This is a genomic window from Pseudomonas corrugata (assembly GCF_050920615.1).
In the GTDB taxonomy this organism is placed as follows: Bacteria; Pseudomonadota; Gammaproteobacteria; order Pseudomonadales; family Pseudomonadaceae; genus Aquipseudomonas; species Aquipseudomonas corrugata.
In genome coordinates this window covers 2,625,592-2,651,873 of record NZ_CP130434.1, presented here as the reverse complement: position 1 = coordinate 2,651,873, position 26,282 = coordinate 2,625,592, and the positions used below count along the sequence as shown (strand labels likewise).

The 26,282-nt window shown below is 62.3% G+C and carries 23 protein-coding genes; 10 read left to right on the top strand and 13 right to left on the bottom strand.

The features are described 5' to 3' along the window. The first annotated feature begins 7 nt into the window (after nt 1–7). The 3 genes from QZH45_RS12230 to QZH45_RS12220 all read left to right on the top strand — a co-directional run bounded on the left by QZH45_RS12230 (nt 8) and on the right by QZH45_RS12220 (nt 2,924). Complete coding sequence (locus QZH45_RS12230; protein WP_041021302.1) at nt 8–226, top strand: DUF2970 domain-containing protein; 219 nt, start codon at nt 8–10, stop codon at nt 224–226. A gap of 567 nt (nt 227–793) precedes the next feature. Further along, entirely contained in the window at nt 794–2,446 is a 1,653-nt protein-coding gene (locus QZH45_RS12225; RefSeq protein ID WP_053191575.1) for a nitrite/sulfite reductase, read from the top strand. Then, nucleotides 2,430–2,924: a DUF934 domain-containing protein gene (locus QZH45_RS12220; RefSeq protein WP_024781389.1), complete on the top strand. Its 495-nt coding sequence runs from the start codon at nt 2,430–2,432 to the stop codon at nt 2,922–2,924. The genes QZH45_RS12225 and QZH45_RS12220 overlap by 17 nt, the downstream gene beginning before the upstream one ends. A 184-nt stretch (nt 2,925–3,108) precedes the next feature. On the opposite strand, the gene sohB is transcribed toward QZH45_RS12220, so the two are convergent. Beyond that, nucleotides 3,109–4,140, bottom strand: a complete 1,032-nt coding sequence (gene sohB, locus QZH45_RS12215) for a protease SohB (RefSeq protein ID WP_024781388.1) — start codon at nt 4,138–4,140, stop codon at nt 3,109–3,111. A 232-nt stretch (nt 4,141–4,372) separates the two neighbouring features. Between sohB and QZH45_RS12210 the strand changes: the two genes are divergently transcribed. The 4 genes from QZH45_RS12210 (at nt 4,373) to QZH45_RS12195 (ending at nt 8,314) form a co-directional block, all read left to right on the top strand. Further along, on the top strand, nt 4,373–5,083 hold the full coding sequence (locus tag QZH45_RS12210; RefSeq protein ID WP_053191573.1) for a histidine phosphatase family protein: 711 nt from the start codon (nt 4,373–4,375) through the stop codon (nt 5,081–5,083). A gap of 52 nt (nt 5,084–5,135) precedes the next feature. After that, nucleotides 5,136–5,453 (top strand): SCP2 sterol-binding domain-containing protein, encoded by a 318-nt coding sequence (locus QZH45_RS12205; RefSeq protein ID WP_024781386.1) that lies wholly within the window; start codon nt 5,136–5,138, stop codon nt 5,451–5,453. Nucleotides 5,454–5,669: 216 nt separating this feature from the next. Continuing rightward, entirely contained in the window at nt 5,670–7,388 is a 1,719-nt protein-coding gene (locus tag QZH45_RS12200; RefSeq protein ID WP_024781385.1) for a hydrogenase maturation protein, read from the top strand. A gap of 62 nt (nt 7,389–7,450) precedes the next feature. Further along, a complete protein-coding gene (locus QZH45_RS12195) occupies nt 7,451–8,314 on the top strand; it encodes a LysR family transcriptional regulator (protein ID WP_024781384.1) in 864 nt (287 codons plus the stop codon). 96 nt (nt 8,315–8,410) lie between these two features. On the opposite strand, the gene QZH45_RS12190 is transcribed toward QZH45_RS12195, so the two are convergent. Next, nucleotides 8,411–8,647 (bottom strand): YdcH family protein, encoded by a 237-nt coding sequence (locus tag QZH45_RS12190; protein WP_024781383.1) that lies wholly within the window; start codon nt 8,645–8,647, stop codon nt 8,411–8,413. Nucleotides 8,648–8,862: 215 nt separating this feature from the next. On the opposite strand from QZH45_RS12190, the gene QZH45_RS12185 reads away from it, so the two are divergent. Further along, nucleotides 8,863–9,384 carry a DUF4142 domain-containing protein gene (locus tag QZH45_RS12185; protein WP_024781382.1) on the top strand — a complete coding sequence of 174 codons (522 nt, stop codon included), beginning with the start codon at nt 8,863–8,865 and terminating at the stop codon, nt 9,382–9,384. A gap of 67 nt (nt 9,385–9,451) precedes the next feature. Here QZH45_RS12185 and QZH45_RS12180 read toward each other — a convergent pair whose 3' ends face one another. The 7 genes from QZH45_RS12180 to QZH45_RS12150 all read right to left on the bottom strand — a co-directional run bounded on the left by QZH45_RS12180 (nt 9,452) and on the right by QZH45_RS12150 (nt 18,986). Next, complete coding sequence (locus QZH45_RS12180; RefSeq protein ID WP_024781381.1) at nt 9,452–9,721, bottom strand: hypothetical protein; 270 nt, start codon at nt 9,719–9,721, stop codon at nt 9,452–9,454. A 96-nt stretch (nt 9,722–9,817) separates the two neighbouring features. Next, on the bottom strand, nt 9,818–11,929 hold the full coding sequence (locus QZH45_RS12175; RefSeq protein ID WP_055134869.1) for a hybrid sensor histidine kinase/response regulator: 2,112 nt from the start codon (nt 11,927–11,929) through the stop codon (nt 9,818–9,820). Nucleotides 11,930–12,066: 137 nt separating this feature from the next. Further along, nucleotides 12,067–15,165, bottom strand: coding sequence for an error-prone DNA polymerase (locus tag QZH45_RS12170; protein ID WP_167355734.1), 3,099 nt, complete (start codon nt 15,163–15,165; stop codon nt 12,067–12,069). Continuing rightward, nucleotides 15,141–16,562 (bottom strand): Y-family DNA polymerase, encoded by a 1,422-nt coding sequence (locus QZH45_RS12165; RefSeq protein WP_055134871.1) that lies wholly within the window; start codon nt 16,560–16,562, stop codon nt 15,141–15,143. The genes QZH45_RS12170 and QZH45_RS12165 overlap by 25 nt, the downstream gene beginning before the upstream one ends. 7 nt (nt 16,563–16,569) lie before the next feature. Continuing rightward, nucleotides 16,570–17,199 carry a translesion DNA synthesis-associated protein ImuA gene (gene imuA, locus QZH45_RS12160; RefSeq protein ID WP_055134872.1) on the bottom strand — a complete coding sequence of 210 codons (630 nt, stop codon included), beginning with the start codon at nt 17,197–17,199 and terminating at the stop codon, nt 16,570–16,572. Then, a complete protein-coding gene (lexA, locus tag QZH45_RS12155) occupies nt 17,199–17,816 on the bottom strand; it encodes a transcriptional repressor LexA (RefSeq protein WP_024781376.1) in 618 nt (205 codons plus the stop codon). The genes imuA and lexA overlap by 1 nt, the downstream gene beginning before the upstream one ends. 132 nt (nt 17,817–17,948) lie before the next feature. After that, nucleotides 17,949–18,986 (bottom strand): AraC family transcriptional regulator, encoded by a 1,038-nt coding sequence (locus QZH45_RS12150; RefSeq protein ID WP_024781375.1) that lies wholly within the window; start codon nt 18,984–18,986, stop codon nt 17,949–17,951. A gap of 206 nt (nt 18,987–19,192) precedes the next feature. Here QZH45_RS12150 and QZH45_RS12145 point away from each other — a divergent pair, with 206 nt between their 5' ends. Further along, entirely contained in the window at nt 19,193–20,137 is a 945-nt protein-coding gene (locus tag QZH45_RS12145) for a SphA family protein (protein WP_024781374.1), read from the top strand. Nucleotides 20,138–20,283: 146 nt separating this feature from the next. Here the strand turns inward: QZH45_RS12145 and QZH45_RS12140 are convergent, their stop codons facing one another. The 4 genes from QZH45_RS12140 to QZH45_RS12125 all read right to left on the bottom strand — a co-directional run bounded on the left by QZH45_RS12140 (nt 20,284) and on the right by QZH45_RS12125 (nt 24,477). Beyond that, on the bottom strand, nt 20,284–21,492 hold the full coding sequence (locus QZH45_RS12140; RefSeq protein ID WP_167355750.1) for a DSD1 family PLP-dependent enzyme: 1,209 nt from the start codon (nt 21,490–21,492) through the stop codon (nt 20,284–20,286). Between the two features lie 74 nt (nt 21,493–21,566). Continuing rightward, nucleotides 21,567–22,865, bottom strand: a complete 1,299-nt coding sequence (locus tag QZH45_RS12135) for a D-arabinono-1,4-lactone oxidase (RefSeq protein ID WP_167355749.1) — start codon at nt 22,863–22,865, stop codon at nt 21,567–21,569. Between the two features lie 103 nt (nt 22,866–22,968). After that, nucleotides 22,969–23,340, bottom strand: a complete 372-nt coding sequence (locus tag QZH45_RS12130; RefSeq protein ID WP_024781371.1) for a c-type cytochrome — start codon at nt 23,338–23,340, stop codon at nt 22,969–22,971. A gap of 252 nt (nt 23,341–23,592) precedes the next feature. Further along, a complete protein-coding gene (locus tag QZH45_RS12125) occupies nt 23,593–24,477 on the bottom strand; it encodes a LysR family transcriptional regulator (RefSeq protein ID WP_024781370.1) in 885 nt (294 codons plus the stop codon). A gap of 118 nt (nt 24,478–24,595) precedes the next feature. Here QZH45_RS12125 and QZH45_RS12120 point away from each other — a divergent pair, with 118 nt between their 5' ends. Then, nucleotides 24,596–26,239 carry a GMC family oxidoreductase gene (locus tag QZH45_RS12120; protein WP_055135131.1) on the top strand — a complete coding sequence of 548 codons (1,644 nt, stop codon included), beginning with the start codon at nt 24,596–24,598 and terminating at the stop codon, nt 26,237–26,239. The last annotated feature ends 43 nt before the right edge of the window (nt 26,240–26,282 follow it).

The following is a 26,282-nucleotide window of genomic DNA, read 5'->3' as shown; positions in this document are numbered from 1 at the left end:
GGGATTTATGGACGATCCAGTCGACAACAAGCCGCCGACCCTGCTGCAGATGATGCACAGCGTACTGGCCGCCGCTTTCGGCGTGCAGAGCGGCAAGAACCGCGCCCGTGACTTCACCCACGGCAAACCCAGTCACTTCGTGATATTGGGGATCGCGTTCACGGTGATCTTCGCCCTGACGCTGTTTGGCATCGTCAAGCTGGTGGTGCATCTGGCGGGGATATAGAACGATCTTCCTGCACATCAATCCCTGTGGGAGCGAACCTGTGGGAGCAAAGCTTGCTCGCGACGCAAACGACACGGTCGAGACCGCGTCATCGTTCATCGCGAGCAAGCTTTGCTCCCACAGGCTTTGCTCCCACAGGTTTTTATTGCGTTGTACGACCGATTACTGATGACTGACCCAGAACACCGCCGTGCCTACCACCAGGATAATCAGGAACAGAATGGCCCAAGCATCAACAGTGCTGTCGCTTTTCCTTGCTTTGGTCGGATTGCTCATTGCATCGCCTCTTGTCGGTTTTTTAGGTGATTGCATAGGGACTCGACCACAGTTAAGACGATGATTGCCCATACGACAAATGTGGGTTCCGAGCCGATAGATCCCATTAGGTCATTTGGTTCTTTACATATACTCAAACATCACTTTTGCGCATAACTCAAAACAGGTATCTTGCACCGGCTCCTATAGGAGTGCGCGGCCGTGCGCGCAGAATTGCCGAGGCAGAACCCGATTCCAGCGAGCCAATACGCAGCTGTTTCTGATCGGCCCAAGCCTGAGACCGAGACTTATATGTACGTATATGACGAGTACGATCAGCGGATCATCGAGGACCGCGTCAAGCAGTTCCGTGATCAAACCCGACGCTATCTGGCAGGCGAGCTGAGCGAAGAAGAATTCCGCCCTCTGCGCCTGCAGAACGGCCTGTACATCCAGCGTTTCGCCCCCATGCTGCGAGTGGCGGTGCCTTACGGCCAACTGACCTCGCGCCAGGTGCGCAAGCTGGCCCAGATTGCCCGTGACTACGACAAGGGCTACGCCCACATCAGTACGCGGCAGAACGTCCAGTACAACTGGCCGGCCCTGGAAGATGTGCCGGAGATCCTGGCTGAGCTGGCCACCGTGCAGATGCACGCGATCCAGACCAGCGGCAACTGCCTGCGCAACGTCACCACCGACCAGTTCGCCGGTGTCGCCGCCGATGAATTGATCGACCCGCGTCCGTGGTGCGAGATCGTCCGTCAGTGGACCACTTTCCACCCGGAATTCGCTTACCTGCCGCGCAAGTTCAAGATCGCCATCAACGGCTCGACCTCGGACCGCGCCGCCATCGAAGTCCACGACATCGGCCTGGAGGCGGTCTACAACGCTGCAGGCGAACTGGGCTTCCGCGTGCTGGTGGGCGGTGGCCTCGGTCGCACGCCGGTGGTGGGTGCATTCATCAATGAGTTCCTGCCCTGGCAGGACCTGCTGAGCTACCTCGACGCCATCCTGCGGGTGTACAACCGCTATGGCCGTCGCGACAACAAGTACAAGGCGCGGATCAAGATCCTGGTCAAGGCGCTGACACCAGAAGTGTTCGCCGAGAAGGTCGAAGCCGAAATGGTTCACCTGCGTGGCGGCCAGACAACCCTGACCGAGGCCGAAGTCCACCGCGTTGCCAGGCACTTCGTCGACCCGCAATACAAGGCCCTGGACAACCAGGACTTCGCCGCACTCGACAAGGAACATCCGGGCTTCGCCCGCTGGCGCAGCCGCAACACCCTGGCCCACAAGAAGCCTGGCTACATCGCGGTCACCTTGTCCCTGAAGCCGACCGGTGTTGCGCCAGGCGACATTACCGACAAACAGCTGGACGCCGTCGCCGACCTGGCCGAACGCTACAGCTTCGGTCAGCTGCGCACGTCCCACGAGCAGAACATCATCCTGGCAGACGTCGAACAGAGCCAGTTGTTCACCCTGTGGGGCGAGCTGCGCGAGCAAGGCTTCGCCACGCCGAACATCGGCCTGCTGACCGACATGATCTGCTGCCCGGGCGGCGACTTCTGCTCCCTGGCCAACGCCAAGTCGATCCCGATCGCCGAATCGATCCAGCGTCGTTTCGACGACCTGGACTACCTGTTCGATATCGGCGAACTGGACCTGAATATTTCCGGTTGCATGAACGCCTGTGGTCACCACCATGTCGGCCACATCGGCATCCTCGGCGTGGACAAGAAAGGCGAAGAGTTCTACCAGGTTTCCCTGGGTGGCAGCGGCACCCGCGACGCCAGCCTGGGCAAGATCCTCGGTCCTTCGTTTGCCCAGGACGACATGCCCGACGTGATCGAGAAGCTGATCGACGTGTACATCGAACAACGTACCGAAGACGAGCGTTTCATCGACACTTACCAACGTATCGGCATCGACCTCTTCAAGGAACGCGTCTATGCAGCGAATCATTAAGAACAACGAGGTCATCGACGAAACCTGGCACCTGCTGCCCAAGGACGCGACCCTCGATGGTATTTCCAACTGCGACGACCTGATCGTGCCCCTGGCCCTGTGGCGTGACCATTCGCACTACCTCAAGGCCCGCGACGGCGGCCTGGGTGTGTGGCTGGACGCCGACGAGGAAGCGGAAGAGATTGGCGACGACGCCAATCAGCTCCAGGTCATCGCGCTGAACTTCCCAGCCTTCACCGACGGCCGCAGCTACTCCAACGCTCGCCTGCTGCGTGATCGCTACGGCTTCAAGGGCGAACTGCGGGCCATTGGCGATGTGCTGCGCGACCAGCTGTTCTATATGCGCCGCTGCGGTTTCGACGCGTTCGCCCTGCGTGCCGACAAGGACCCCTACGAAGCTCTCGAAAGCCTCAAGGACTTCTCGGTGACCTACCAGGCTGCCACTGACGAACCGCTGCCGCTGTTTCGTCGCCGCTGAGCCCGCTGCAATGAAAAAGCCCTGGACCGGACATTCCGGCTCAGGGCTTTTTTATTTCCAGCAATCACCGAAGATCAGTGTGGGAGCGAGCCTGCTCGCGATGGCGGTGATCCAGTCGATGCTGCAGTGACTGACAGACCGCTATCACGAGCAGGCTCGCTCCCACAGGATTGAGGTAGCAGAGTTACCAGAACCGCTGCTGGGTCAATCGGCTCCACCAGCTCAACAGCACACGATCCACCGAGCCGCTGGCCGCCATGCCGACGCGCTCCTGCAGGCTTTTGCGTTCGGCATAGTGCAGGTGGTAAAGCTCGGCGCTCTTGGCCCGGTCGGCCAGGTATTCGTCGCTGGTCTTCAACTCGTCCACCAGATGCTTGCCAAGCGCGGCGACACCCAGCCAGACCTCGCCGGTCGCCACTTCGTCAATGGCCAGTTGCGGACGGTAGTTGGACACGAAGTTCTTGAACAAGTCATGAGTGATGTCCAGGTCCTGCTGGAATTTCTCCCGGCCTTTCTCGGTGTTTTCGCCAAACACCGTCAGCGTGCGCTTGTACTCGCCGGCGGTCAGGACTTCGAAGTCGATATCATGTTTCTTCAGCAGGCGGTTGACGTTCGGTAGCTGGGCCACGACGCCGATGGAGCCAAGGATGGCGAAAGGCGCACTGATGATCTTCTCGCCAATGCAGGCCATCATGTACCCGCCGCTGGCCGCGACTTTGTCGATGCACACGGTCAGCGGTATGCCGGCCTGACGGATCCGCGCCAGTTGCGACGAAGCCAGTCCATAGCTGTGGACCATGCCGCCACCGCTTTCCAGGCGCAGTACCACTTCATCCTTCGGCGTCGCCAGGGTCAGCAGCGCGGTGATCTCATGGCGCAGACTCTCGGTGGCCGATGCCTTGATATCGCCGTCGAAATCCAGCACGAACACACGGGTCTTGGCCGCCGGCTTTTCCTTCTGTTTCTTCTGCGCCTTTTCAGCCTTGCCTTCGCTCTTGCGCAGGGCCTTGAGCTGATCCTTGTCCAGCAGCGTCTGTTCCAGGCGCTCGCGCAGGCCCTTGTAGAAGTCGTTGAGTTTGCTCACCTGCAACTGGCCGGCCGCCTTGCGTCGTCCCTTGCTGCGCAAGGCAGCAAAACTGGCCAGCACCACCAGAATGGCGATGACCAGCGTCACGGTCTTGGCCAGAAACCCGGCGTATTCGATAAAGAACTCCACGATCACTCCTAATTGATTCTCGACTCGCCGCTCGACGGCGGACTCTAAACGTTCCCAGCATACCCATGCGCCTGCGTCGCTACCAGCCGGGAAACCTGTGGTTACCTTAAGCCCGGCCCCGGCTGGACAAGGCTGTAACAGACATTTCAAACAAGCGTATGTTTTTTCATTGACAGCACACTGTCATCCTCATAACCTCGCCAAACCTTCAACGTACCGGGATGACGCGGACGTGGGCAGTATCTATCTGATTCGACATGGCCAGGCCTCCTTTGGTGCGGACAACTACGATGTCCTTTCACCCAATGGCATACGCCAGGCAGAGGTGCTGGGCAACCACCTGGCGGAGCTCGGTGTGGTGTTCGATCGTTGCCTCTCGGGTGACCTGCGTCGTCAGCAGGATACCGCCAGCGGCGCCTTGGGCCAGATGTCCGCAGCCGGAATTCCGGTTCCCGAAGTGGAAACCGATGCTGCGTTCAACGAGTTCGATGCCGACGCAGTGATCCGCGCCCTGCTGCCGGACATGCTGCCCCAGGAACCCGAGGCCCTGTACATCCTGCGAAATGCCGCGCAGAACCGTGCAGAATTCCAACGCATTTTCGCCCTCGTGATCGAGCGCTGGCTCAGCGGCCAATATGACCCGCCCGGGCTGGAGAGCTGGCAGGGTTTCGTCGAGCGGGTCCAGGCCGGCCTGCAGCGCATCCTGGAACAGGCCGACAGCAGCCACAAGATCGCCGTGTTCACATCCGGCGGCACGATTACCGCCCTGCTCCACCTGATCACCCGGATACCGGCCCAACAGGCGTTCGAACTGAACTGGCAAATTGTCAACACCTCGCTCAACCACCTGAAATTCAGGGGGCGCGACGTGGCCCTGGCTTCTTTCAACAGTCATGCTCACCTGCAACTGCTGAAGACCCCGGACCTCATCACCTTTCGCTGAGGCCGAATTAATCGTAGACCCTTGCTGTATCAACCCGATAAGGATCGAAACCATGACCTCCGTAATCGACGCCGTACAAAAGATGAAAGAAAAATTCAACCCAGCCGCCGCTGCCGGCCTGGACCTGGTATTCGGTTTCAATATCACCGACGAAGACAAACAGTACGCCCTGATCGTCAAGGACGGTACCTGTGAATTGCAGGAAGGCGAAAATGCCGATGCCAACTGCACACTGGTGATGGACAGCGAAACCCTCAAGGGCATCGTCAGCGGTGAAACCGACGGCATGCAAGCGTTCATGGGCGGCAAACTGCGTGTCGAAGGCGACATGATGCTGTCGATGAAGCTCTCCGAGCTGTTCCCGGCCTGAGACTGCACGCCCGCGCTGGGCGCCCCCGGTTGTAACGAATCCCGCCCCCGTGGCGGGATTCGCATTTCTGCCCCCTCCCCGATTTCGCCTTGCGTACGCAACCTTGATCCCGGTCAGTGGCCGCTCGCCTTCCAAGCGCTAATTTAGCGCCTCCATCAGAAGCCAGGGACGGCTCATCGGGAGCCGGTACTTGCTCATCTCAAGGAAGAGAATTTCATGTCCACATTGAAAATCATCCTGCTGTCGACCGCGTTCAACGGCCTGACCCAACGCGCCTGGCTGGACCTGCGCGAGGCTGGGCATCGTCCCAGCGTGGTGTTGTTCACCGATCCGGATTCGGTGTGTCGGCAGATCGAACAAAGCGGGGCCGACCTGGTGATCTGTCCCTTTCTCAAGGACCGGGTACCCGAGCAACTGTGGCGTAATCTCCGACGACCGGTGGTCATCATCCATCCGGGCATCGTCGGTGATCGTGGTGCCAGCGCGCTGGACTGGGCCATCATGCGGCAACCCGAACGCTGGGGCGTCACGGCGTTACAAGCGGTGGAGGAAATGGATGCCGGGCCGATCTGGGCCACCTGCGAATTCATCCTGCCCGAAGGTCTGCGCAAATCAGAGTTGTATAACGGTCCGGTCAGCGATGCGGCCATCCGCTGCATCCGCGAAGTCGTGGAAAAATTTGCCAGCGGTTTCGTCCCGGTACCGCTGGACTACAGCCGTCATGACGTGGTCGGGCGTCTGCGGCCGAATATGACTCAGGATGATCGCACGTTCAGCTGGCACGACAGCGCGGTGTTCATCAAGCGCAGCATCGACGCCGCCGATGGTCAGCCAGGCGTGCTGGCGAGCCTGCTTGGAAACCAGTTCTATCTGTATGACGCCCATCTGGATAGCCGTCGTGGCCTGCCTGGTGCGCTGCTGGCCGTGCGTGACGATGCGGTGCTGGTGGCAACCGGTGATGCGAGCCTCTGGATCGGCGCCCTGCGCCAAAAACCGCGCCCCGGTGAACAGACCTTCAAGCGGCCGGCGCGACATGTACTGTCGGGGCGACTCGACGGCGTGCCGGTACTCGACAGCTCATTGGCCCGACAGCCGTTCAGTAACGAGGCTTATCAACCCATTCGCTACCGGGAATGCGGCCATGTGGGTGAACTGACCTTCGAGTTCTATAACGGTGCGATGAGCACCGAGCAATGCCGGCGCCTGGTGGACGCGCTACGCTGGGCCAAGTCCAGGCCTACCCGAGTGCTGTTGATCCGCGGCGGGCGTGGCAGTTTTTCCAACGGTGTGCACCTGAACGTGATTCAGGCCGCCGCTCAACCGGGCCTGGAGGCCTGGGCCAACATCCAAGCCATCGACGATGTCTGTCTGGAGCTGTTGAGCGCCCGGCAGATGGTCGTCAGTGGTCTCACGGGCAATGCCGGCGCGGGCGGTGTGATGCTGGCCCTGGCCGCCGATGTCGTGCTGGCACGCAGCGACATCGTGCTCAATCCCCATTATGCAACCATGGGCCTGTACGGCTCCGAATACTGGACCTACAGCCTGCCTCGCGCCGTTGGGCCGGACCTGGCCTGGACACTGACCCAGGACTGCCTGCCCATCAGCGCCCGCCAGGCGTTGCGCTATGGCATGGTCCAGGAAATCGGTCCACGCTGCCCCGACGAGTTCGGCCTGTGGTTGCTGCAACGGGCCAACGGTGCATGGCACGATCCAGCCTATGAAACCATCCGGGCCCGCAAGACCGAACGAAGCCTGCCGGCGATCCAGGCATGTCGTGATGGCGAGCTCCAGTACATGCAGCGCGACATGGTAGAAAATCGCCACGGTTTTGCCGAAAAGTGCCGCAACTTCGTGTTCAAACGCAAGGCCTGTCGCACGCCGGAACGCCTGGTTGCGCCATGGGCGCGGATGACGGAGGCCGAAGCCGTCCAGTGATTGTCGGTATCGGGGAGGCGTGCCAGCTCTTACAATGCCGCATCCCCCGCATCGGCCTGACCATGGACATCGACCTCGCCCGCACCTTCCTGGAAATTGTCCGCCACGGCAGTCTCGCCGCAGCGGCCGACAGGCTGCATGTCACCCAGACGGCGATTACCGCTCGGGTACAGAAACTCGAAAGCCAGCTTGGCTGCGCGCTGTTCGTGCGCAACCGAGCCGGCGCGCGACTGACCACCGACGGCGAGGCCTTCGTCGTCTACGCCAACCAGCTCGTGCAGACCTGGGAAGCGGCCCGCCGGGACCTGCCGTTGCCCGAGGGCTATCGCAATGTCCTGCACATCGGTGGCGAGGTCAGCCTGTGCAATCCCTTGATGCTCAGTTGGGCCCGTGAACTGCGTCGGGCGATTCCCGGCCATGCCTTGCGCATGGACATCCGCGACGGCGAGAAACTGCTGCAACAGCTGGAGCTGGGCCTGTTGGATGCTGCGGTGGTGTATCAGCCCGAATACTGGCCGAGACTGCAGGTTGAACAGCTCCTGGAAGAGAAACTGATCCTGGTGCGCCTGGCCAGCCACCCGGAGCCCTACGTGTACATCGACTGGGGCATCGATTTCCGTCGCCAGCACGATACCGCCCTGCCAGACAAGGCCAAGGCTGCAGTCACCTTCAACCTCGGTCCCCTGGCCTTGCAATACATCCTGGAAAACGGCGGCAGCGGCTACTTCCGCACACGGGTGGTGCAGAGCTACCTGGACAGCGGCATCCTGGAACGAGTGCCCAAGGCACCGGAATTCAACTATCCGACTTACCTGGTCTATTCCCGGGACCGGGATTCGGCGGCGTTGCAACAGGCGTTCGAAGTGCTGCGTACAATCGTCAAGAGCGGCAGCGATTGGTCTCAGCGCTGGGATCCGCTGAGTTGATGCATTGGGTTAAAGAGCGGGGGCCGCTTCGCAGTCCGCGGAGCGGTGCGACGTTTCGCTGAATCCCGCCACGGAAACAGCCCCCGCACCATCAGGTTACTTGCGCAAGTGCTCCATGATCTCGTCCTTGACCTGCAATCGTTTCTTCTTGAGCGTCTCCAGGGCAACGTCGGACAGTGCGGCGGACGTCGGTTTCTCGGCGTCTACCACCTCGGCATCAAGCTGGGAGTATTTTTGAAGCAGCGAGTCGAGTCTTGGATTCTCGCTGCGCTTTTGCTGGATGTGGTCTTTTTCGCACTTGAGATCCTGGCACAGATCATGGGACACCGGCATGGAACACCTCCTTCTGACGGTCAATGACAGGCGCCTTCGAGGGGCGCCTCAACCATCAGGATGGCCTTGCCGACAGGGTTCTGTCGACCGCCAATCCGACCAGCGGCGACCGTTCGTCGTACCGTGTCGCTTTGCGATCAAACCTTTGCCCTCACGTCGCCCTCCATTGAACAGTGACATCAAGATCACTTGTACAACCTGTTCGGAGAATACCTATGGACGGATTTACCCTGCGTCAACTCGGCCTGGCAGTTGCCCTGAGTACCAGCATGGGCATGGCATGGGCCGCGAGCTCCAACGACTTTGTCGACAACGCGGCAGCCGGTGGCATTGCGGAAATCGAAACCAGCAAACTGGCGCTGGAAAAAAGCGCATCGGCGGACGTCAAGGAGTTCGCCAACAAGATGATTTCCGACCACACCAAAGCCAACCAGGAGTTGATGACCCTGGCGAAAAAGCACGACATCGAAGTGCCGGACGAAACCACACTGGTGAAAAAGGCAAAGGCCAAGATTCTCGATATGCGCGATGAATCCTTCGATGCCGCCTATGCCAACAATCAGGTCAAGGCCCACGAAGAAACCATCACCCTGTTCAAGAAAGAAGCCGAGACCGTGACGGACGACAAGAAGCCCGGCAATACCGAGCTCAAGGCGTTCGCCCAGAAGATGCTGCCGGATCTGCAGCACCATCTGGAACTGGCCAAGAAACTCCAGGCCGCACACCCCAGCAAGTAGTTTTTCCTGGCAGTGAACGTAAAAAGGCTCGCCCTCCAGGAGGACGAGCCTTTCTTGCGCAGGTCGATCAGCCGCCGTCGGTGTCGATATCGGCGTCAGTGTCATCGCCGGACTTCGGCCGGTCAGGATCGGGCTTGAAGCCAGGACTGAAGGTGTTGTCATTTTCCTGGTGGTGTTTCTTCTGATCGACCTCCTCTGCAGCGCTCTGGGCCTGGTCCGCTCCAGCCGGGCTGATCGGCCTGGCACCAGGCAGTTGGGGATCGATAGCCGGGTCGTTGCGTGGTGACGGGTTCTGTGTCTGACCTTGTTGCGCAGTGTTTGCACGATCATCGTTCATGGGCACCTCTTCGTGACTGAGACCGGGTTGATGACCGGCCTTGATCATTCGAAGGGAACGCGACGGCTTCGGTTCCATTTGTTTGCGGCAGCGCGATCAACCGCCAAGCACCGACCGGACCATACGGGTCAACGCTTCCGGCCCATAGGGTTTACCCAGCAGATGGGTGTCGGGGCTCAGTTGATGGTTGCGGGAAATGATGTCCCGTGTGTGACCTGACGTGAACAGTACCGGCACTGGTGGCATCTGCACCTTGGCCCAGGCCGCCAGGTCGGAACTCTTGATCAGGCCGGGCATGACCACATCGGTGAAAATCAGGTCTACCTTGGCGCCTTCGAGCAACAGCTTCATGGCCGCATCGGCGTTGACAGCAGTGAGGGTTCTATAGCCGGACTGCTCAAGCAACTCCACCGATGCACTGCGCACCGCATCGTTGTCCTCCACCACCATGATCGTCTCATGTCTGCCGGGCTGAGGCGTGTAGTCGTGGGGCTGCTCTCTGGCTTCAGGCTGCAAGCTGCGAGGAAAGTACATCTGCGCCCGCGTGCCCTGGCCCAGGTCGCTGGTTATCTCGATATGCCCGCCGCTCTGCTTGACGAACCCGAACACCATGCTCAGGCCTAACCCGGTGCCCTGGCCATCGCTCTTGGTGGTGAAAAACGGCTCGAATACCTGGCTGAGAATATCCGGCGGCATGCCTGTGCCACTGTCGATCACCGACAACCGCACATAGTCACCCGCCGGGATGCCTTTGCCGGCACAGGAGACTTCGTCGAGCACGATGTTCTCGCCCCGTATCTGGATGGTGCCTTCGCCACCCATGGCATCGCGGGCATTGATCGCCAGGTTCAGCAGGGCATTTTCCAGCTGGTTGCGATCCACATGGATGCACCAGGGCTCGTCGGGCAGGGTCACTTCGATCCGGATGGTCTCGCCCAAGGCCCGTTGCAGCAACTCCTCCAGGTCGTCATAGATGCGACGTGGGTTGTAGACCGCCGGCGACAGCGGCTGGCGGCGGGCAAAGGCCAGCAGTTGCGATGACAGCTTGGCGCCCCGCTCCACCGCCTCGATGGAGGCACTGATCCTGCGCTGCACATTGGCATTGTCCGGCTCGTGACGTGCCAGCAAGTGCAGGTTGCCAGCGATCACTTGCAGCAGGTTGTTGAAGTCATGGGCGACGCCGCCGGTGAGGCCGCCAATAGCCTCGAGTTTTTGCGACTGGCGCAACTGCTCTTCGGCCGCCAGCCGCGCCTGGACCTCATTGGCGACCCGCTGCTCCAGGTCACGGGTAAATCTGAGCAGCGACGCCTCGGCGGTCTTGCGTTCGTTGATGTCAATCAGCACACCGGGGAAACGCAGTGGCTCGCCCAACGCATCGAACTCGCATCGACCGCTGGCCTGCACCCACAGGTCATCGCCTTCGGGACGACGCACCCGGTATTCGACATTCAAGGGCGACCCCGTGCGCAAGGTCAGTTCAATGCGCTGATTGACCTCATCAAGGTCATCGGGGTGGATACGTTGGCGGGCAATCTCGATGGGCAATGCCTCCAGCGGCGTGTCTGGCGGATAGTCGAAAGTGCGGGCGAAACGCTCGTCGCCGGACAGCGTATCGGCTTGGACATCCCAGACAAACGAGCCCAGCAGCGGCCCGGCCGAAAGGGCCAGCTGGATGCGTTCATTGACGGCGCGATAACTGCGTTCCGCTGCCTGGCGAGCCCGCTCTGACAAGACCAGCTCGGTGGTTTCCACAACAATTGCCAGCACGCCGGCGGGAGCCTGATCATCGCCAGGCACCGGGCTGTAGAAAAGGTCCATCCACACATCTTCGGGCTTGCCATCACGCAACAGGACCAGTTCCTTGCTGCGATAGGACAACGTGCCTCCGGCCAGGCATACGTCCAGCACGTGACGATTGAACTCGGCCACTTCCGGCCAGCCCAGTTCCACCGCGCAGCCCAACAGATAGGGGTGACGCCCGCCAGCGAACTCGGCGTAGGCGTCGTTGTAGATCATGAAGCCCTGGCGACCCCACAACATGACCATCGGCAAGGGTGAAGCCAGCAATACCTGGACAGCACTGCGCAAGCTGGCGGACCAATGTTCGATAGGGCCCAGTTCGGTCTGGCGCCAATCGTACGCCCGGATGCGCCGGGCCATTTCACCGTCCCACCCGGGACATCCGTGAGGCTGGGATAAGAACTGCATGGGCGACTCTGAACCTCGAATGGCTGCTGGGAATCGGCAAGTCGCGAGCCCCTTGTGCTCAGACCTTCGAGCGCAAGGTTGGCATTTGGTTTCATGCCGGCCGAGCCAAAAGCACCCGTGGCCAGATGACAACGGGCTCAGCGAAAATCGCGGCTGCGCACGTTGATGCCCGCCAGCAACCCGGTCAGGTCGCTCAAGCGCCCGGCAATCAGGTGACGGACTTCGCCGACGCTTTCCCAGCGCCCATCGACCCGAAGCAACTGCGAGCCCACCAGGACCTTGCGCTGACGCTCCGCCAGGTCGCGCCAGACCACCACGTTGAGGTTGCCGAATTCATCTTCCAGGGTAACGAAGGTCACGCCACTGGCCGTGCCGGGGCGCTGGCGACCAGTGACCAGCCCGGCGACGCTGACATTGCGGCCATGTTCCACCCCCTGCAACTCCCGCGAGCTGCGACAGCGTCGGGCACGCAGTTCAGGCCGCAACAAGGCCAGAGGATGAGGACCCAGTGTTGTGCCAAGGGTGGCGTAGTCGGCGAACAGGTCCTCCCCCAGCGAGGGCTTGGGCAGATTCACCGACGGTTCTTCCTGGCGGGGCAGCCCGGCAAACAGACCCAATTGCTTTTCCACACCGGCCACTTCCCAACGCGCACGATGGCGATCACCGGCCAAACCACGCAAGGCCCCGGCGTCAGCCAATTGCGCCTGGGCACGGGCATCGAGTTGCGCGCGCTCGCCCAGGTCGGCCACGTCACTGAACGCCCGCTGCAGACGGGCCGCCTCGATACGCCGGGCATCGTCTTCACGAAAGCCTTTGATCAGACGCAAGCCCATGCGGATCGCCGGTTGCCGCCCCTCCAGAGGCTCGAGACTGCAATCCCAATCGCTGGCGCGCACGTCCACCGGACGGATCTGCAATTGATGCCGGCGGGCATCCTGCAGGATCTGGTCCGGACTGTAGAACCCCATGGGCCAACTGTTGATCAGGGCGCAGGCGAACGCTGCCGGCTCGTGGCATTTGAGCCAGCTGCTGGCATAGGTCAGCAAGGCGAAACTGGCGGCGTGGGACTCCGGGAAACCGTAGTTGCCGAAGCCCTTGATCTGTTCGAAGATCTGCGCGGCGAATTCGGCGGTGTAGCCGTTGCGCTCCATCCCCTCTGCCAGGCGCTCGCGGTGCGGCTCAAGCCCGCCGTGACGTTTCCAGGCGGCCATGGAACGGCGCAACTGGTCCGCTTCGCCGGGGGTATAGTCGGCCGCCACGATGGCGATCTGCATGACCTGCTCCTGGAATAACGGAATGCCCAGGGTACGCCCGAGCACTACCTCCAGTTTTTGCGACGGGTAGGTGACGGCTTCCTCTCCATTTCGCCGCTTCAGGTACGGGTGCACCATGCCGCCCTGGATCGGCCCCGGCCGCACGATCGCCACTTCGATCACCAGGTCGTAGAAACTCTTGGGCCTGAGCCTGGGCAACATCGCCATCTGCGCCCGTGATTCAATCTGGAACACACCGATGGTGTCCGCACGGCTGATCATCTCGAAGGTGGCGGTATCTTCACGGGGTAAACCCGCCAAGGTGTATCGCTGCCCCCGATAGTGCTCGATCAAATCGAAACACCGACGGATTGCGCTGAGCATGCCCAGGGCCAGGATATCCACTTTCAACAGCCCGACCGCATCCAGGTCGTCCTTGTCCCACTGGATGATGGTGCGCTCGGCCATGGCGGCGTTTTCCACCGGCACCAGGGTATCCAGGGGTTGCTGGGAAATCACGAAGCCGCCGGGATGCTGGGACAGGTGCCGGGGAAAGCCGATCAGTTGCTGGGTCAGGCCCAGCACCCGGCGCAAGATCGGAGTGTCCGGGTCGAAACCACCCTCGCGCAGACGCTCCACGGGAGGCGCCTCATCGCTCCAGCGACCGCAACAGTCGGCCAATGCGTTGACCTGATCCGGTGGCAGGCCCAGGGCCTTGGCGACGTCCCGCACCGCCCCGGCGCCATGGTAACTGCTGACCACTGCCGTCAGTGCTGCGCGATGGCGACCGTAGCGCTGGAAGACGTATTGCAACACCTCTTCGCGGCGCTCATGTTCAAAATCCACGTCAATGTCCGGCGGCTCGTTGCGCTCTCGGGACAGGAACCGCTCGAACAACAGGTTGGTTCGGCTCGGGTCGATTTCGGTGATGCCCAGGGCATAACACACCGCCGAGTTGGCCGCCGACCCGCGCCCCTGGCAGAGAATGTTGCGCTGGCGGGCAAAGCTGACGATGTCCTGCACGGTGAGGAAGTAGCTGTCGTAGCCCAACTCGGCGATCAGTTCCAGCTCGGTGTCGATCTGTCGCCGAATCCGCTCCTCCACACCTTTCTTCCAGCGCTCGCGCAGGCCCCGCTCGGTCAGTTCCCGCAACCACGACGCCGGATCATGCCCCTCGGGCACCAACTCCCGAGGGTATTCATAGCGCAACTGACCCAGGTCGAAGGTACAACGCCGGGCGATCACCAGGGTTTCATCGAGCAATCTGCGGGGATAGAGATCAGCCAGGGCCTGGAGACTACGCAGATGGCGCTCGCCGTTGGGGTGCAGGCGTTGGCCGGCCTCGGCCACCGTGACGTGATGCCGGATGGCGGTCATGGTGTCCTGCAAGGCGCGACGACCGCGCACGTGCATGTGCACATCGCCCGTGGCGACAGCAGGCAGTGTCAGGCGGTCCGCCAGCGCCAGCAAGTCGGCCAGGCGACGCCGGTCGTCCTGTCCGCAGTGCAACTGCACCGACAGCCACAGGCGCCCGGCGAAGACCGACTGAAGCCAGCGGCCTTGCTCCTCGACGTCGTTGCCATCGGGTACCCACAGTGCCAACAACCCCGGCCAGGGATCGTCGAAGTCTTCCCGCACGATGCGATAACGGCCCTTCTCGCTGCGTCGGCGGGCGCGGGTGATCAAACGGCACAGAGCTTGATAGCCTTCGAGATTTTCCACCAGCAGCACCAGCTTCGGACCGTGTTCGATCCGGATCTCGCTGCCGACGATCAATTGCAGGTTCAGTTCCTTGGCCGCTTGCCAGGCGCGAACGATGCCGGCCAACGTGCACTCGTCGGTGATCGCCAGTGCCCGATAGCCTTGTTGGCTGGCCCGGCGACACAGTTCCAATGCACTGGAAGCGCCACGCTGGAAACTGAAATTCGACAGGCAATGCAGCTCGGCGTAGTCGACGTTCATGCGAACCAGCCCTGCAACCACAACGGACCACCCTCGCCCACCGGTCGATAAGCCCAGCCCCGTTGCCCCGCACGGGTTTCGACCAGGTAGTAATCGCGGCGCACGTCGGCACCGTCCCACCAGCCGGTCTCGAGGCGCTCCGGGCCCATGAGGACGCGCACCTGACCTTCCGGCAACGCCTGGGGTTCGTCCAGCAGCCAGCCGGGACGCTGCACACCGCTGCGCACCACGCTGGCCTGGGGCCGGGGCTGAGGTGTCATCTGCCAGGCACACTCCGGTCGATGGTCGTCGCGAAACCCCAGGCCCTGAACCGCCTCGTCCCCCAACCGTGCGCGCAACCGCTCCCGCAGTTGCTCCCAAGGCAAGGACTGCTGGGGACGCTCATCGAACAGCTCCAGGCGCTGGGGCACGAAGCTCGGCAGGTCCTCGGCGCACAAGCGAAAGCCACGCACTGGCGCCTCGACCTGCACCTGTTCCAGACGGCCACGGGCCAGTTCGAAAAGCATCGAGGGGTCCCGCTCGGCACTGAGCAGGCCGACCTTGATGATCGTGTCCGGCAACCCGGCGTGTTCCAGGTGCAGGTCAAAACGCTGCACGCCACTGTCCCGGCCACACAGGAAGGCCGACAGGTCACCGGTCAGCCGGCGTAACGGGAACAGCAGCGCCTGATGGGACTGGACGTCGTAGTTGAGTTCGATGCGCACATCGAAACGGTCCGGCGGCAGGTAGAACGACAGCGCCAGGGTGCGACTGCCGATCAATGCGTCGAGGTGTTTGAGAACCTGGGCTTCGAAGCGCCGTGCCAGCGTGTGCCGGGGCAAGGCCTGGACCTGTTCCAGGCAGCGCAGCCCCATGCGCGACAACGCCGTGGCGACGTCGGGGGGCAGGCCGATCCGATCCACCGGCATCTGTCCCAGGCGCTGTTGCAGGCCCTCGACATCCGGTACCACCAGGGCATCATGGGCATTGGCGAGCACCCGCGCCGCCACCGGGTTCGGGGCCGCGACGATGCGATGACGAAACCCCAACTCTGTCAGTTCGGCCCGCAGCCGTGCCTCGAAGACCGGCCAGGGCCCGAACAGGCCCAGGCTCGACTCGATCTCGAACAGCACCGTGCGCGGGTAATGCACGCTGACCTGGGAGCTGAACCGGTAGGCCCAGGCCGCCAGGAACTGTTGCCAGTGCTCGATCTGCGCCGCGTCGTACTCAGCGGTGGCAAAGCCTTTGCTCAGGGCCTGGGCGGCGGCCATGGTCTGACCGGGACGCAGGCCCAGGGCCCGTGCGGGCTCGTTGACCGCTTGCAGCACCCGACGCTGGGCCGGGCCGGTCAACAGCGCCAGGGGCTCCTCGGGATCGGGGCGCTGACGCAGCGCAGCGTCCAACGCCAATTGCGGAAAGAGGATACAGACCCAGCGCATCGCAACCTCAATGCTCTGTTGGCGTGGTGTGGGCAAAGGCAATCGGTGCCGAACGGACCAAACCACCGCGGCATTTAAGCACGCGCAGTTGTCCGGGCCCGGCATCGATGACAATGCGCAGGGCGGCCGGCGACGGATTGATGGCTTCCTGGACAGGACGCCAGGCGAACGCCAGGGTCTGGCCGGTTTCCGCGGCCACTTGCAGGCGACGCAAGGCACGATCGTTCGCCTGGCGTGGCCAGCACAGCACCGCCCCGCAACTGCCCGAACGCAGGCATTGTTCAGCGGCCCACAGGGCATCGCGCTCATCGGCCCGGATCACCGACAGTTGGCTCAGGTCCACCCCGGCGCTCTGCCAGGCCTGGGGATAGGGCACGAACGGCGGTGCCACCAGCACGATCCGCTCCCCCTGCGCAGACAGTCGCGCCAGGGTCGGCCACACCAGTTGCAACTCGCCCAGGCCCGGCGCGGCGAGAAGGATTTCCGTCAACGCTGCTTCCGGCCAGCCACCACTGGGCAATGCCGCGTCCAGTGCGGCATGGCCGGTGGGTTGCGGACTGGCGGCCGGAGGCGCAGGCCGGCCTTTCCAGACCTGGCCGCCATTGAACAGCGTGTCCAGCGCAACGACCGCGCCCATCAGCCTTGCCTCAACAGGCCACAGAACACCCCTTCTATCGCCAGGTCCTGGTCGGCCTCGACGATGATCGGCTGATAGGCCGGATTGCGCGGCAGCAAGCGCACCCGCTCGCCGACTCGCTCAAAGCGCTTGATGGTGACTTCACCGTCGAGCCGCGCCACCACGATCTGTCCGTTCGCGGCCTGGGGCGTGCGCTGGACACCCACCAGGTCGCCGTCGAGGATGCCGTCGCCGATCATCGAGTCGCCCTGGACCCGCAGCAGGTAATCCGGTGCCCGGGTGAAAATCGCCGGGTCCAGCATCAGGCGGTCGTGAACCTCGGCATCGGCGCCGATCGGCCGGCCGGCGGCCACGCGCCCCAGCACCGGCACGTCCAGCAGCTCGGGCCGCCGCGGCTGGTTCAGCAAGCGGATGCCTCGGGCCTGGTGCGGATTGACTTCGATAAAACCGGCTTCGGTCAACGCCAGCACATGCTTGCGGGCCACGCTGCGGGAGGCGAAACCGAACGCCTCGCTGATTTCAGCGAGGCTGGGAGGCTGGCCCTGTTCGGCGATACGTTCGCGGATGAAGGTCAGGATGGCGGTGCGGCGGGGAGTGAGAGTCGTCATGGAGTACATTTGTACTCCTGTCGGTTTTTTCTGACAAGCACCACCAGTCAGTTCACAGCCATGCACATCCCTTGTGGAAGCGGGCTTGCTCGCGAAAACGCTGGGTCAGCCGGTATTGATGGTGAGGGGGCTATCTGGCCACTAGCTCTCGGCCGCCTCGCTGCGAAATGCACTGGGGCTCATTCCGGTCCAGCGTCGGAAGGCCCGGCGGAAGCTGCGTACGTCGCTGTAGCCAACCTCTTCGGTGATGCGCTCGATGGACAGTTCGGGGTTGGCCAGCAAGCTCAGCGTCCGGCCGCGACGCACCTGTTCGAGCAAGGTTTCGAACGTCAGGTTGTGCTCGGTCAGGCGCCGTCGCAGGGTGCGACCGCTCATGTTGAGGTCGCCGGCTATTTTCTCGATGTGACTGCCCCGGGTCAGGTCCCGGGCAATCGCACGCTCCACTGCCTGGATCAGATCGATCTTCTGATGGACCTCGGCCGCTTCCTGTTCCAGCAAGGCCAATGCCTGGCGCAGGGCCAGCGGATGATGATTGGGCAGGCGCACGTCCAGCCAGTGGAGGTCGATCAGCATGCGATTGTATCGGCAACCGAAGCGCACATCCGGTCCCAGGACCCGTTGGTACTCCAAGGCATAGGACGGCGCCGCGTGCATGAACTCCACGGCTTGGGGCCTGAAATCCGGGCCCGCCAGTGCCCGACCATACACCATCAGGCTGGCGAAGAATTCTTCGACCGCAAACACCTGGACCTCGACGAAGGGCAAGCGACAGGTTGCGTCGACCATGATCCGGTCAGCGGTTTCTTCGACACTGCTCACTGCGATGCCGCCGGTGGTGTGTTGATAACGGATCCCCAGGGCAAAGGCATCGCGCAGGGTTTCGCACAGCGACAACACATGCCCCAGCAGACCCAGGGTACCGAGCACGTTGCGGTCGCCGACCCACAGCCCCAGTCCCTGATCCGGCAACAGCTTGAGTGCCCGTTGAATCATGACCACGGCCTGGCGATGGGAAATGCGCTGGGCGGGATCCTGCAGATCGTCGAGGCCGAACCCCAGGCCGCGACACAGACTGGCGGCATCGAAACCTTTGTCCGCCACGACTTCGGCCAAGGTCTGCAGTAGGAATGGCGAAACCAGCGCCAGCTCATAGGTGGGGTCGATGACTTTCATCTGCATGGCGGGTTCCCGGGCACGTTAGGTGGCGTTTTTGTAACCGGTTGTTTCATAAACGTTAGCACGCCCCCATGGGAAGAGGGATGCGAAATCTGGCCGCCCAAGCCCCCCTGTGTGGCCGCCAATACCCTGCCCGGCCGGCCGCGAACGGCTTATTTGTATGACTCGGACCTTCGGTGTACCTCCAACAATAATAATGAGCGCCTCACATGAACCCGATCCGCATGACGTTCGCCTTGCAAATGACCCTGGCCCTGGCCTGCAGCTCTGCGCTGCCCGCCCTGGCCACCGAAAACGGAGTCGACAACATCGGCCCCGGCACCGACGGCTTCTTGGTGTTGCCACTGGAAGTCGACAGCCTTCCGGACAACATGGTCGCGTTCAACCTCTACTACAACCATTACAAAGCCCGGACATTCGACATCAGCTCGTTGGGCGGCAAGGTACCGGGGGTGGAAATCGAGTCCACGGCGGTGATCCCGCGCATCGACTACCTGAGTCCGCTACGGTTCGCCGGCGGGCGACTGGGGATCTATGTCGCCCAGCCCTGGATCAAGCAGGAGGTTGCGTTGTTCGGCATGAGCGACACCCGGGAAGGCATGGGCGATACCACCATTTCGCCGATCGTGCTCTGGGACATGGGCAAGAACCTGACCCTGGCTGCCGCCGTGGAAATCACCGTGCCCACTGGCGAATACAGTCGCGACCGACTGGCCAACACCAGCAACAACTTCTACACCTACAAACCACTGTTTTCCTTCACCTGGCTGCCCACGGAAAACACCGAGGTGTCGATGAAAACCACCTACAGCTTCAACCGGAAGAACAAGGACACCGACTACCGCTCGGGGCAGATTTTCCACTTCGACTATTCCGCCAGCTACCGGCTGACCGACAACCTGAGGGTGGGGCTCAACGGCTACTACCTCAAGCAGACCACCGACGACAAACAGTTCGGTCGCACCGTGCAATTTGCCGGGCAGGATGTGGACGACGGCGTGCGCGGCCAGGTCTTTGCCATCGGCCCGGCGCTGCACCTGACCTTCCTCAAGTACGCCAGCGCCGAGATCCGCTGGGCCAAGGAATTCGACGTGGAGAACCGCCCCGAAGGCGAAATGCTCTGGGCGAAGCTGAGTATTCCGTTTGAGCTATAAAACCCGGGCGAACACCTGCATCCCCTGTGGGAGCCGAGCTTGCTCGCGATGACGGCGGCACAATCAACATTCTCGCCAACTGATCCACCGCTATCGCGAGCAAGCTCGGCTCCCACAGGGATCGACAGTGGAGCATGAGTACACAGTCAGCTATAAACCGGCCACGTCTCGACAATCCGCCCCCCGCGCACCGCCAGCAGATCACCGAACTGCAGCAGCACCGACTCGGTCTGGGTCGGCCGGAGGAACACCTGGTCTTCCACCGCCAACCCCACCGCCTCGGAGCCGTTGGCCATTTCCTGATTGGAACTGCGACCATAGAGACTGTTGCTCTTCAAGCCGGCTGGGGATTCGAAATCGGCCATCCAGTTGCCACCGTAGAGAAAGAATGTCGCGCGCTGGTTCACGTCCCACCAGGAAAAAATCCGCGACTTGTCGTCCAGCGCCGGGATGTTCACCGCGCCAGTGCGTTTGAGTACCGGTGTCGCGATGTAGGCCGCCGGCACATGCTCGCTCAAGGATGGCAAGTCGTAATGACTGGGTTTGAGCATGGCCGTTCCCACCGACACTTCGGTACTCAGGCGTTCCTGTTCATGCAGGCGATAGCTGGGGCTGCCCGCGGTGTTGAGGGTCAGGCCCGGATGCCACAGGTCGGGGTAGCGCAACCGGACGAAATCCACCCGAGCGGTATAGGTCGCCATGACCCGCGCCAGCAGCGTTTCAGGGCTCGCCAACAGTTCGGGCACGCCCATGCCCACGAAGGGGTCATAGCCCATGAATCCGGCGAATTCCAGTTGCGCCGGATGGGCACGAATCAGCTTGAGCATCGCGTCCAGGCCCGCGTCATCGGCCACCCCGCCCCGGTGCAGGCCGACGTCCAGTTCGATATTGACCCGCATGCGCGTACCCAGCCCTTGGGCCAGGGCCTGGTATTGCTGAACGCGCTCGGGCGTATCCAGCAGCCACTGCAACTGACGCGACGGGTCGAACGGCCCTTTGTGAAGCTGATAGAACAGCTCGGCGGAACGCACCGGTAGCGGCTTGCCCAGCAGGATATCGGCATCGGGAAACTGCAGCGCATCGTGGTTGAGAAACGGCTGGTGAAACGACATCAACCGCCGGGTCTCGGCCCGCTCGCCGATGTACTTCAGCAATTGAGGCGAAGGCAGAGACTTCTCCACCAGCCGCAACTGCTTGCCCGCGCGCCGGACCGAAGCCTTCACCACATCGATATTGTGATCGAGGCGATCCAAGTCGATCAGCATCACCGGACGCATGGGGCCATGGGCCTTGAGCTCACGGTTCAACTGACGGAAATAATCACTGTACGGCGCCCCTCGGTCATCCGGCCGCAGCCAGGCCCCGACACCGGCCAGCAACACCCCGGCGCCCAACGTTCCTTTCAGCAAACCACGACGATTGACAGCCATCAGCTCACCCCCAGGATCGTTGAAAGATGCCCATTCAGAAACTTCCCAGCGGGATCCAGGGCCTGGCGCACCTGGATGAATTCGTTCCAGCGCGGGTACAGTGCCTGGAGCGCCCTGGCGTTCAGGGAATGCAATTTCCCCCAGTGCGGTCGGCCCTGGTATTTCCAGAAGATCGGCTCGATGGCGGCGAAGAAATTGTGATGGTCCATCTGGTAATGCTGGTGGACGGAGATCGAACAACTGTCCCGTCCTTCGAACATGCTCAAGGCGATGTCGTCGGCCTTCACGTAGCGGTACTCGATGGGAAACCAGGTCCGCAGGTCCTTGTCGCGGATCAGCGCGAGGACCTCTCGCAGACACGCCGGTCCATGCTCGGCCGGCACTGAATACTCCATTTCGTTGAAACGCACGGTGCGGGCATTGGCGTAAATGTCATGGGAATCGCCGACCCGGTCGTCGAAGTCGGCCACCAGCCGCAGGCTGTTGAGCAACGACCGGCGGATCGCCGGAAAGTCGCTGCCGTACTTGTCGAGCTTCTCGATCAGGGTGACGAATTCGTTGCCGCCCTCCTCCTCGGGACTGATGGGCGGCGTGGCCGGATCGGTGGTTTCGTTCAGGGTGATCGACAACGCATAGTCGGAATGGGTGACCACCTGCATTTCCCAGTGCTGGTTGTCCCGGGTATTGGCGTCCACCTCTTCCAGCAGTTCTTCGGTTTTCGCCACCCATTGGCGCTCGCGCAACCGATAGGCAGCGCGGTTCTGCAAGCGCACACGGGTCAGCAACCCCAGCGCTCCGAGCGACACACGTCCCGCCTTGAACACCTCGGGATGACGCTTGGCATCGCAATCGAGCACCTCGCCGCTGGCCGTCACCAATTGCAGGCCGATGACCTGGGACGCATACGAGCCGAAGGCCTTGCCGGTACCGTGGGTAGAAGTGGCAATGGCGCCGGCCAGGGTCTGATAATCCACGTCAGCCATGTTCGGCAACGCCTGACCGATGGCCTTGAGCGCCGGACCCATGCGGGACATCGGCGTGCCGCCGCCGAACTCGGCTTGCAGGCTGGCCGCGTCATGCTCCAGCAGGCCGCTGAAAAAACTCAGCGACAACAAGGTTCCGTCGGTGGGCACCAGAGCGCTGAAGGAATGACCGGAGCCCACCGGACGAATCCGTCCTTCGGCACGGGTCACCACTTGCACCAGTTCATCAAGGTCCTTGGGCGCCAAGCGCGCGGCCGGCAGGCAACTCTGTGCACCGGACCAGTTGCGCCATGGGATCAGGCGTGGCGCGCGCATCAGCTCGGCCAGGGCGCCCTGGCTGCCGAGTGCCGCGAAAGCGGCAACCACACCGGTCCGCTGCAGCCATTGGCGTCGTGAGTAGTCCATGGTCATGCCCCCGCTACTGAAATTGTTGGCCGGACATGAAGGCGATCAACGCCAGGAACTGCTCTTCGGAACAGTGCATGCACAAGCCCATCGGCGGCATGCCGTTGTAGCCGTTGATCGCGTGATCCAGCAGGGTGTCGGCGCCCTGGGCCACTCGCGGCGCCCAAGCATTGGCGTCGCCGGTCAGGGGCGCTCCGGCGCCGGGGTTGGCATGGCAGAGCTTGCAACTGCTGTCGTAGACCTGAGCCAGTGCCGCATCGGCGGGCATGGCGTTGAGGGTCGCGGGCGCAGGCGGCTTGGCCTCTTCGCCGCATCCAGCGAGCAGCGCGCCAAGCAGCGTGAGGGTCGCGATGTGAAACCGAACAGAAGGAATGCTTGCCGACATAAGGCCCCTCTCGGCGGCGCATGGCTGCACCTTTCTTGTTGTGGGTCTGGCAGTTCCCACGTTACGGCACGCCGGCGTGTCGGCTTGAGGTCATTGGGGGCCAGAAAAGGGGGCTTGGGCGGCCAGGGCTGATATCTGTCCATGAGGACCTGTGGCGAGGGGATTTATCCCCTCGCCACAAAAATCCCTTTGCCAGAGAAATTCCTTTGCCACAGAAATGCTTTGCACAGGGCCATGTCCACCCGATTCAGATCAGGGCAACAATGTCCCCTGCTCCCGCTCGCACAACTGCACCACGTAATCCCACAGCACCCGCAGGCGCACGGATTTGTGCAGTTCGCGACGGGTGCTGATCCAGTAGCTGCGGCGCAGGGTTTCGTCGGGCAGCAAGGGCACCAGCGCCGGGTCGTTGCTGGCCATGTAGCACGGCAGCACGGCGATCCCGAGGCCCGAGCGTGCGGCCTGTTGCTGGGCGATGACACTGGTGCTGTGGAACACCACCCGCGGGTTGCGGCAAAAGCTGTTGAGGAACATCAGCTCCTGACTGAACAACAAGTCATCGACGTAACCGATCCAGGCGTGACGGGCCAGGTCCTCACGGCTGCGCAACGGCGGCGAGCGATCCAGGTAAGCCTGGCTGGCATACAGCGCCAGGCTGTAGTCGGTGAGCTTGCGGGTCACCAGCAGGTCGGCCGCAGGACGTTCGAGGTGAATGCTGATTTCCGCCTCACGGTTGAGGATGCTGACGAATCGCGGCACCGCCACCAGTTCCACCTCCAGCCCTGGATAGCGCTGGAACAATCCGTCCATGCGACTGGCAAGGAACATGATACCCAACCCCTCGGTCACCCCCAGGCGAATCTTGCCCAAAAGCGCGCTGGACTGGGTAATGTCCTCCTGGGCCAGCAACGCCACGTTCTCCATGGCCTCGGCGTGCTTGAGCAGCGTCTCGCCAGCCGGGGTCAGTTCATAGCCTTGGGCGTGCTGGATAAACAGCGCGGTCCCCAGGCTTTTCTCGATGGCTTCGATGTGCCGGGCCACGGTGGCATGGGTCGTGTTCAGCCGCCGTGCCGCGCTCAGCAGGCGGCCGCTGCGTTGCAGCTCCAGAAAATAACGCAGGTCATTCCAATCGAACATGAACGCTCCTTGCACATCGCTGTTTATAAACGCACAGCCGTTGCGCAAAAACTAACATTCTTTTAACGAAAACTAACAACTAGGATGGGTCAGACAAAAACAAAAAATGAGGTCGCGGATGCAACCTGTCGTCGATGAATACGATTACGTGATCGTGGGCGCCGGTCCTGCCGGATGCCTGCTGGCCAATCGGCTTTCGGCCAATCCCCAACATCGGGTGCTGCTGCTCGAAGCCGGCGGACGCGACAATTATCCATGGATTCACATCCCGGTCGGCTACCTGTTCTGTATCGGCAATCCACGTACCGATTGGTGCTTCAAGACCGAAGCACAACCCGGCCTGCAAGGGCGCGCCTTGAGTTATCCGCGCGGCAAGGTACTGGGCGGCTGCTCCTCCATCAACGGCATGATCTACATGCGCGGTCAGGCCGCGGACTACGACGGCTGGGCCGCCGATGGCAACTCCGGTTGGGCCTGGAAAGACGTGCTGCCGCTGTTCCGGCAAAGCGAAAATCACTTTGCCGGGGATTCCGAACTGCACGGTGCCGGCGGTGAATGGCGGGTCGAACGCCAACGCCTGTCATGGCCGATCCTCGACGCCTTCCGCAACGCCGCCGAACAGAGCGGCATACCCAATGTCGACGACTTCAACGGTGGCGACAATGAAGGCTGCGGCTACTTCCAGGTCAATCAGAAAGCCGGCGTGCGCTGGAATGCGGCCAAGGCCTTCCTGAAACCGGTTCGCCAGCGCGCCAACCTGACGATCCTCACCGAAGTCGAAGTCAACCGCGTTCTGCTACGCGATGACCGGGCCTACGCCGTCAGTGCCCGCTGGCAAGGCAAAGGCATGACCTTCAAGGCGCGCCAGGAAATCGTCCTGTGCGCCGGGGCCATTGGTTCGCCGGGTATCCTGCAGCGCTCCGGGATCGGCCCGCGCAACTTGCTGCAACGCTTGGGAATCGGCGTGGTGCATGAACTGCCGGGCGTAGGCGGCAACCTGCAGGACCACCTGCAACTACGGCTCATCTACCAGTTGGAAAATGCCCGGACCCTGAACCAAATTGCTGGCACGCTGTGGGGCAAGATGGGCATGGGCCTGCGCTACCTTTATGACCGCAGCGGCCCCCTGTCCATGGCGCCCAGCCAGCTCGGCGCGTTCGCCCGCTCGGGACCGGAGCAGACGTCGGCCAATCTTGAATACCATGTGCAGCCATTGTCCCTGGAACGCTTCGGCGAGCCCCTGCACAGTTTCCCGGCGTTCACCGCGTCAGTCTGTGACCTGCGTCCGCAAAGCCGCGGCCGGGTAGACATCCGTTCGGCCGACCCGCACGAGGCGCCGCTGATCCAGCCCAACTACCTGAGCCATCCCGAAGACCTGCGGGTCGCCGCCAACGCCATCCGCCTGACCCGACGCATCGTCGCCGCGCCCGCCCTGCAAGCGTTCAAGCCAAAGGAATACCTGCCGGGCCCAGGCCTGCAGAGCGAAGAAGAACTGCATCGGGCCGCCGCCCGCATCGGTACGACGATTTTCCATCCGGTGGGCACCTGCCGCATGGGCCAGGACGCTGACGCGGTGGTGGACGCGCAACTGCGGGTCCACGGCATCAAGGGCCTGCGCATCGCCGATGCCTCGATCATGCCGCGCATCACCTCGGGCAATACCTGCTCGCCGACGCTGATGATTGCCGAAAAGGCGGCGCGGATGATGCTGGCGACGAACGCGACAAGCACCGTCAGCACCAAGGAGACAGCAACGGTCTGAAGAACAACCAAGGTCCCTTGTGGGAGCGAGCCTGCTCGCGATG

Bases quoted from the DNA above. Each gene is read 5' to 3' on its own strand.
- QZH45_RS12230 (WP_041021302.1), top strand. From the start codon at position 8: ATGGACGATCCAGTCGACAACAAGCCGCCGACCCTGCTGCAGATGATG.
- QZH45_RS12225 (WP_053191575.1), top strand. From the start codon at position 794: ATGTACGTATATGACGAGTACGATCAGCGGATCATCGAGGACCGCGTC.
- QZH45_RS12220 (WP_024781389.1), top strand. From the start codon at position 2,430: ATGCAGCGAATCATTAAGAACAACGAGGTCATCGACGAAACCTGGCAC.
- QZH45_RS12205 (WP_024781386.1), top strand. From the start codon at position 5,136: ATGACCTCCGTAATCGACGCCGTACAAAAGATGAAAGAAAAATTCAAC.
- QZH45_RS12200 (WP_024781385.1), top strand. From the start codon at position 5,670: ATGTCCACATTGAAAATCATCCTGCTGTCGACCGCGTTCAACGGCCTG.
- QZH45_RS12195 (WP_024781384.1), top strand. From the start codon at position 7,451: ATGGACATCGACCTCGCCCGCACCTTCCTGGAAATTGTCCGCCACGGC.
- QZH45_RS12190 (WP_024781383.1), bottom strand. From the start codon at position 8,647: ATGCCGGTGTCCCATGATCTGTGCCAGGATCTCAAGTGCGAAAAAGAC.
- QZH45_RS12185 (WP_024781382.1), top strand. From the start codon at position 8,863: ATGGACGGATTTACCCTGCGTCAACTCGGCCTGGCAGTTGCCCTGAGT.
- QZH45_RS12180 (WP_024781381.1), bottom strand. From the start codon at position 9,721: ATGAACGATGATCGTGCAAACACTGCGCAACAAGGTCAGACACAGAAC.
- QZH45_RS12175 (WP_055134869.1), bottom strand. From the start codon at position 11,929: ATGCAGTTCTTATCCCAGCCTCACGGATGTCCCGGGTGGGACGGTGAA.
- QZH45_RS12165 (WP_055134871.1), bottom strand. From the start codon at position 16,562: ATGCGCTGGGTCTGTATCCTCTTTCCGCAATTGGCGTTGGACGCTGCG.
- imuA (WP_055134872.1), bottom strand. From the start codon at position 17,199: ATGGGCGCGGTCGTTGCGCTGGACACGCTGTTCAATGGCGGCCAGGTC.
- lexA (WP_024781376.1), bottom strand. From the start codon at position 17,816: ATGTACTCCATGACGACTCTCACTCCCCGCCGCACCGCCATCCTGACC.
- QZH45_RS12150 (WP_024781375.1), bottom strand. From the start codon at position 18,986: ATGCAGATGAAAGTCATCGACCCCACCTATGAGCTGGCGCTGGTTTCG.
- QZH45_RS12145 (WP_024781374.1), top strand. From the start codon at position 19,193: ATGAACCCGATCCGCATGACGTTCGCCTTGCAAATGACCCTGGCCCTG.
- QZH45_RS12135 (WP_167355749.1), bottom strand. From the start codon at position 22,865: ATGCGCGCGCCACGCCTGATCCCATGGCGCAACTGGTCCGGTGCACAG.
- QZH45_RS12130 (WP_024781371.1), bottom strand. From the start codon at position 23,340: ATGTCGGCAAGCATTCCTTCTGTTCGGTTTCACATCGCGACCCTCACG.
- QZH45_RS12125 (WP_024781370.1), bottom strand. From the start codon at position 24,477: ATGTTCGATTGGAATGACCTGCGTTATTTTCTGGAGCTGCAACGCAGC.
- QZH45_RS12120 (WP_055135131.1), top strand. From the start codon at position 24,596: ATGCAACCTGTCGTCGATGAATACGATTACGTGATCGTGGGCGCCGGT.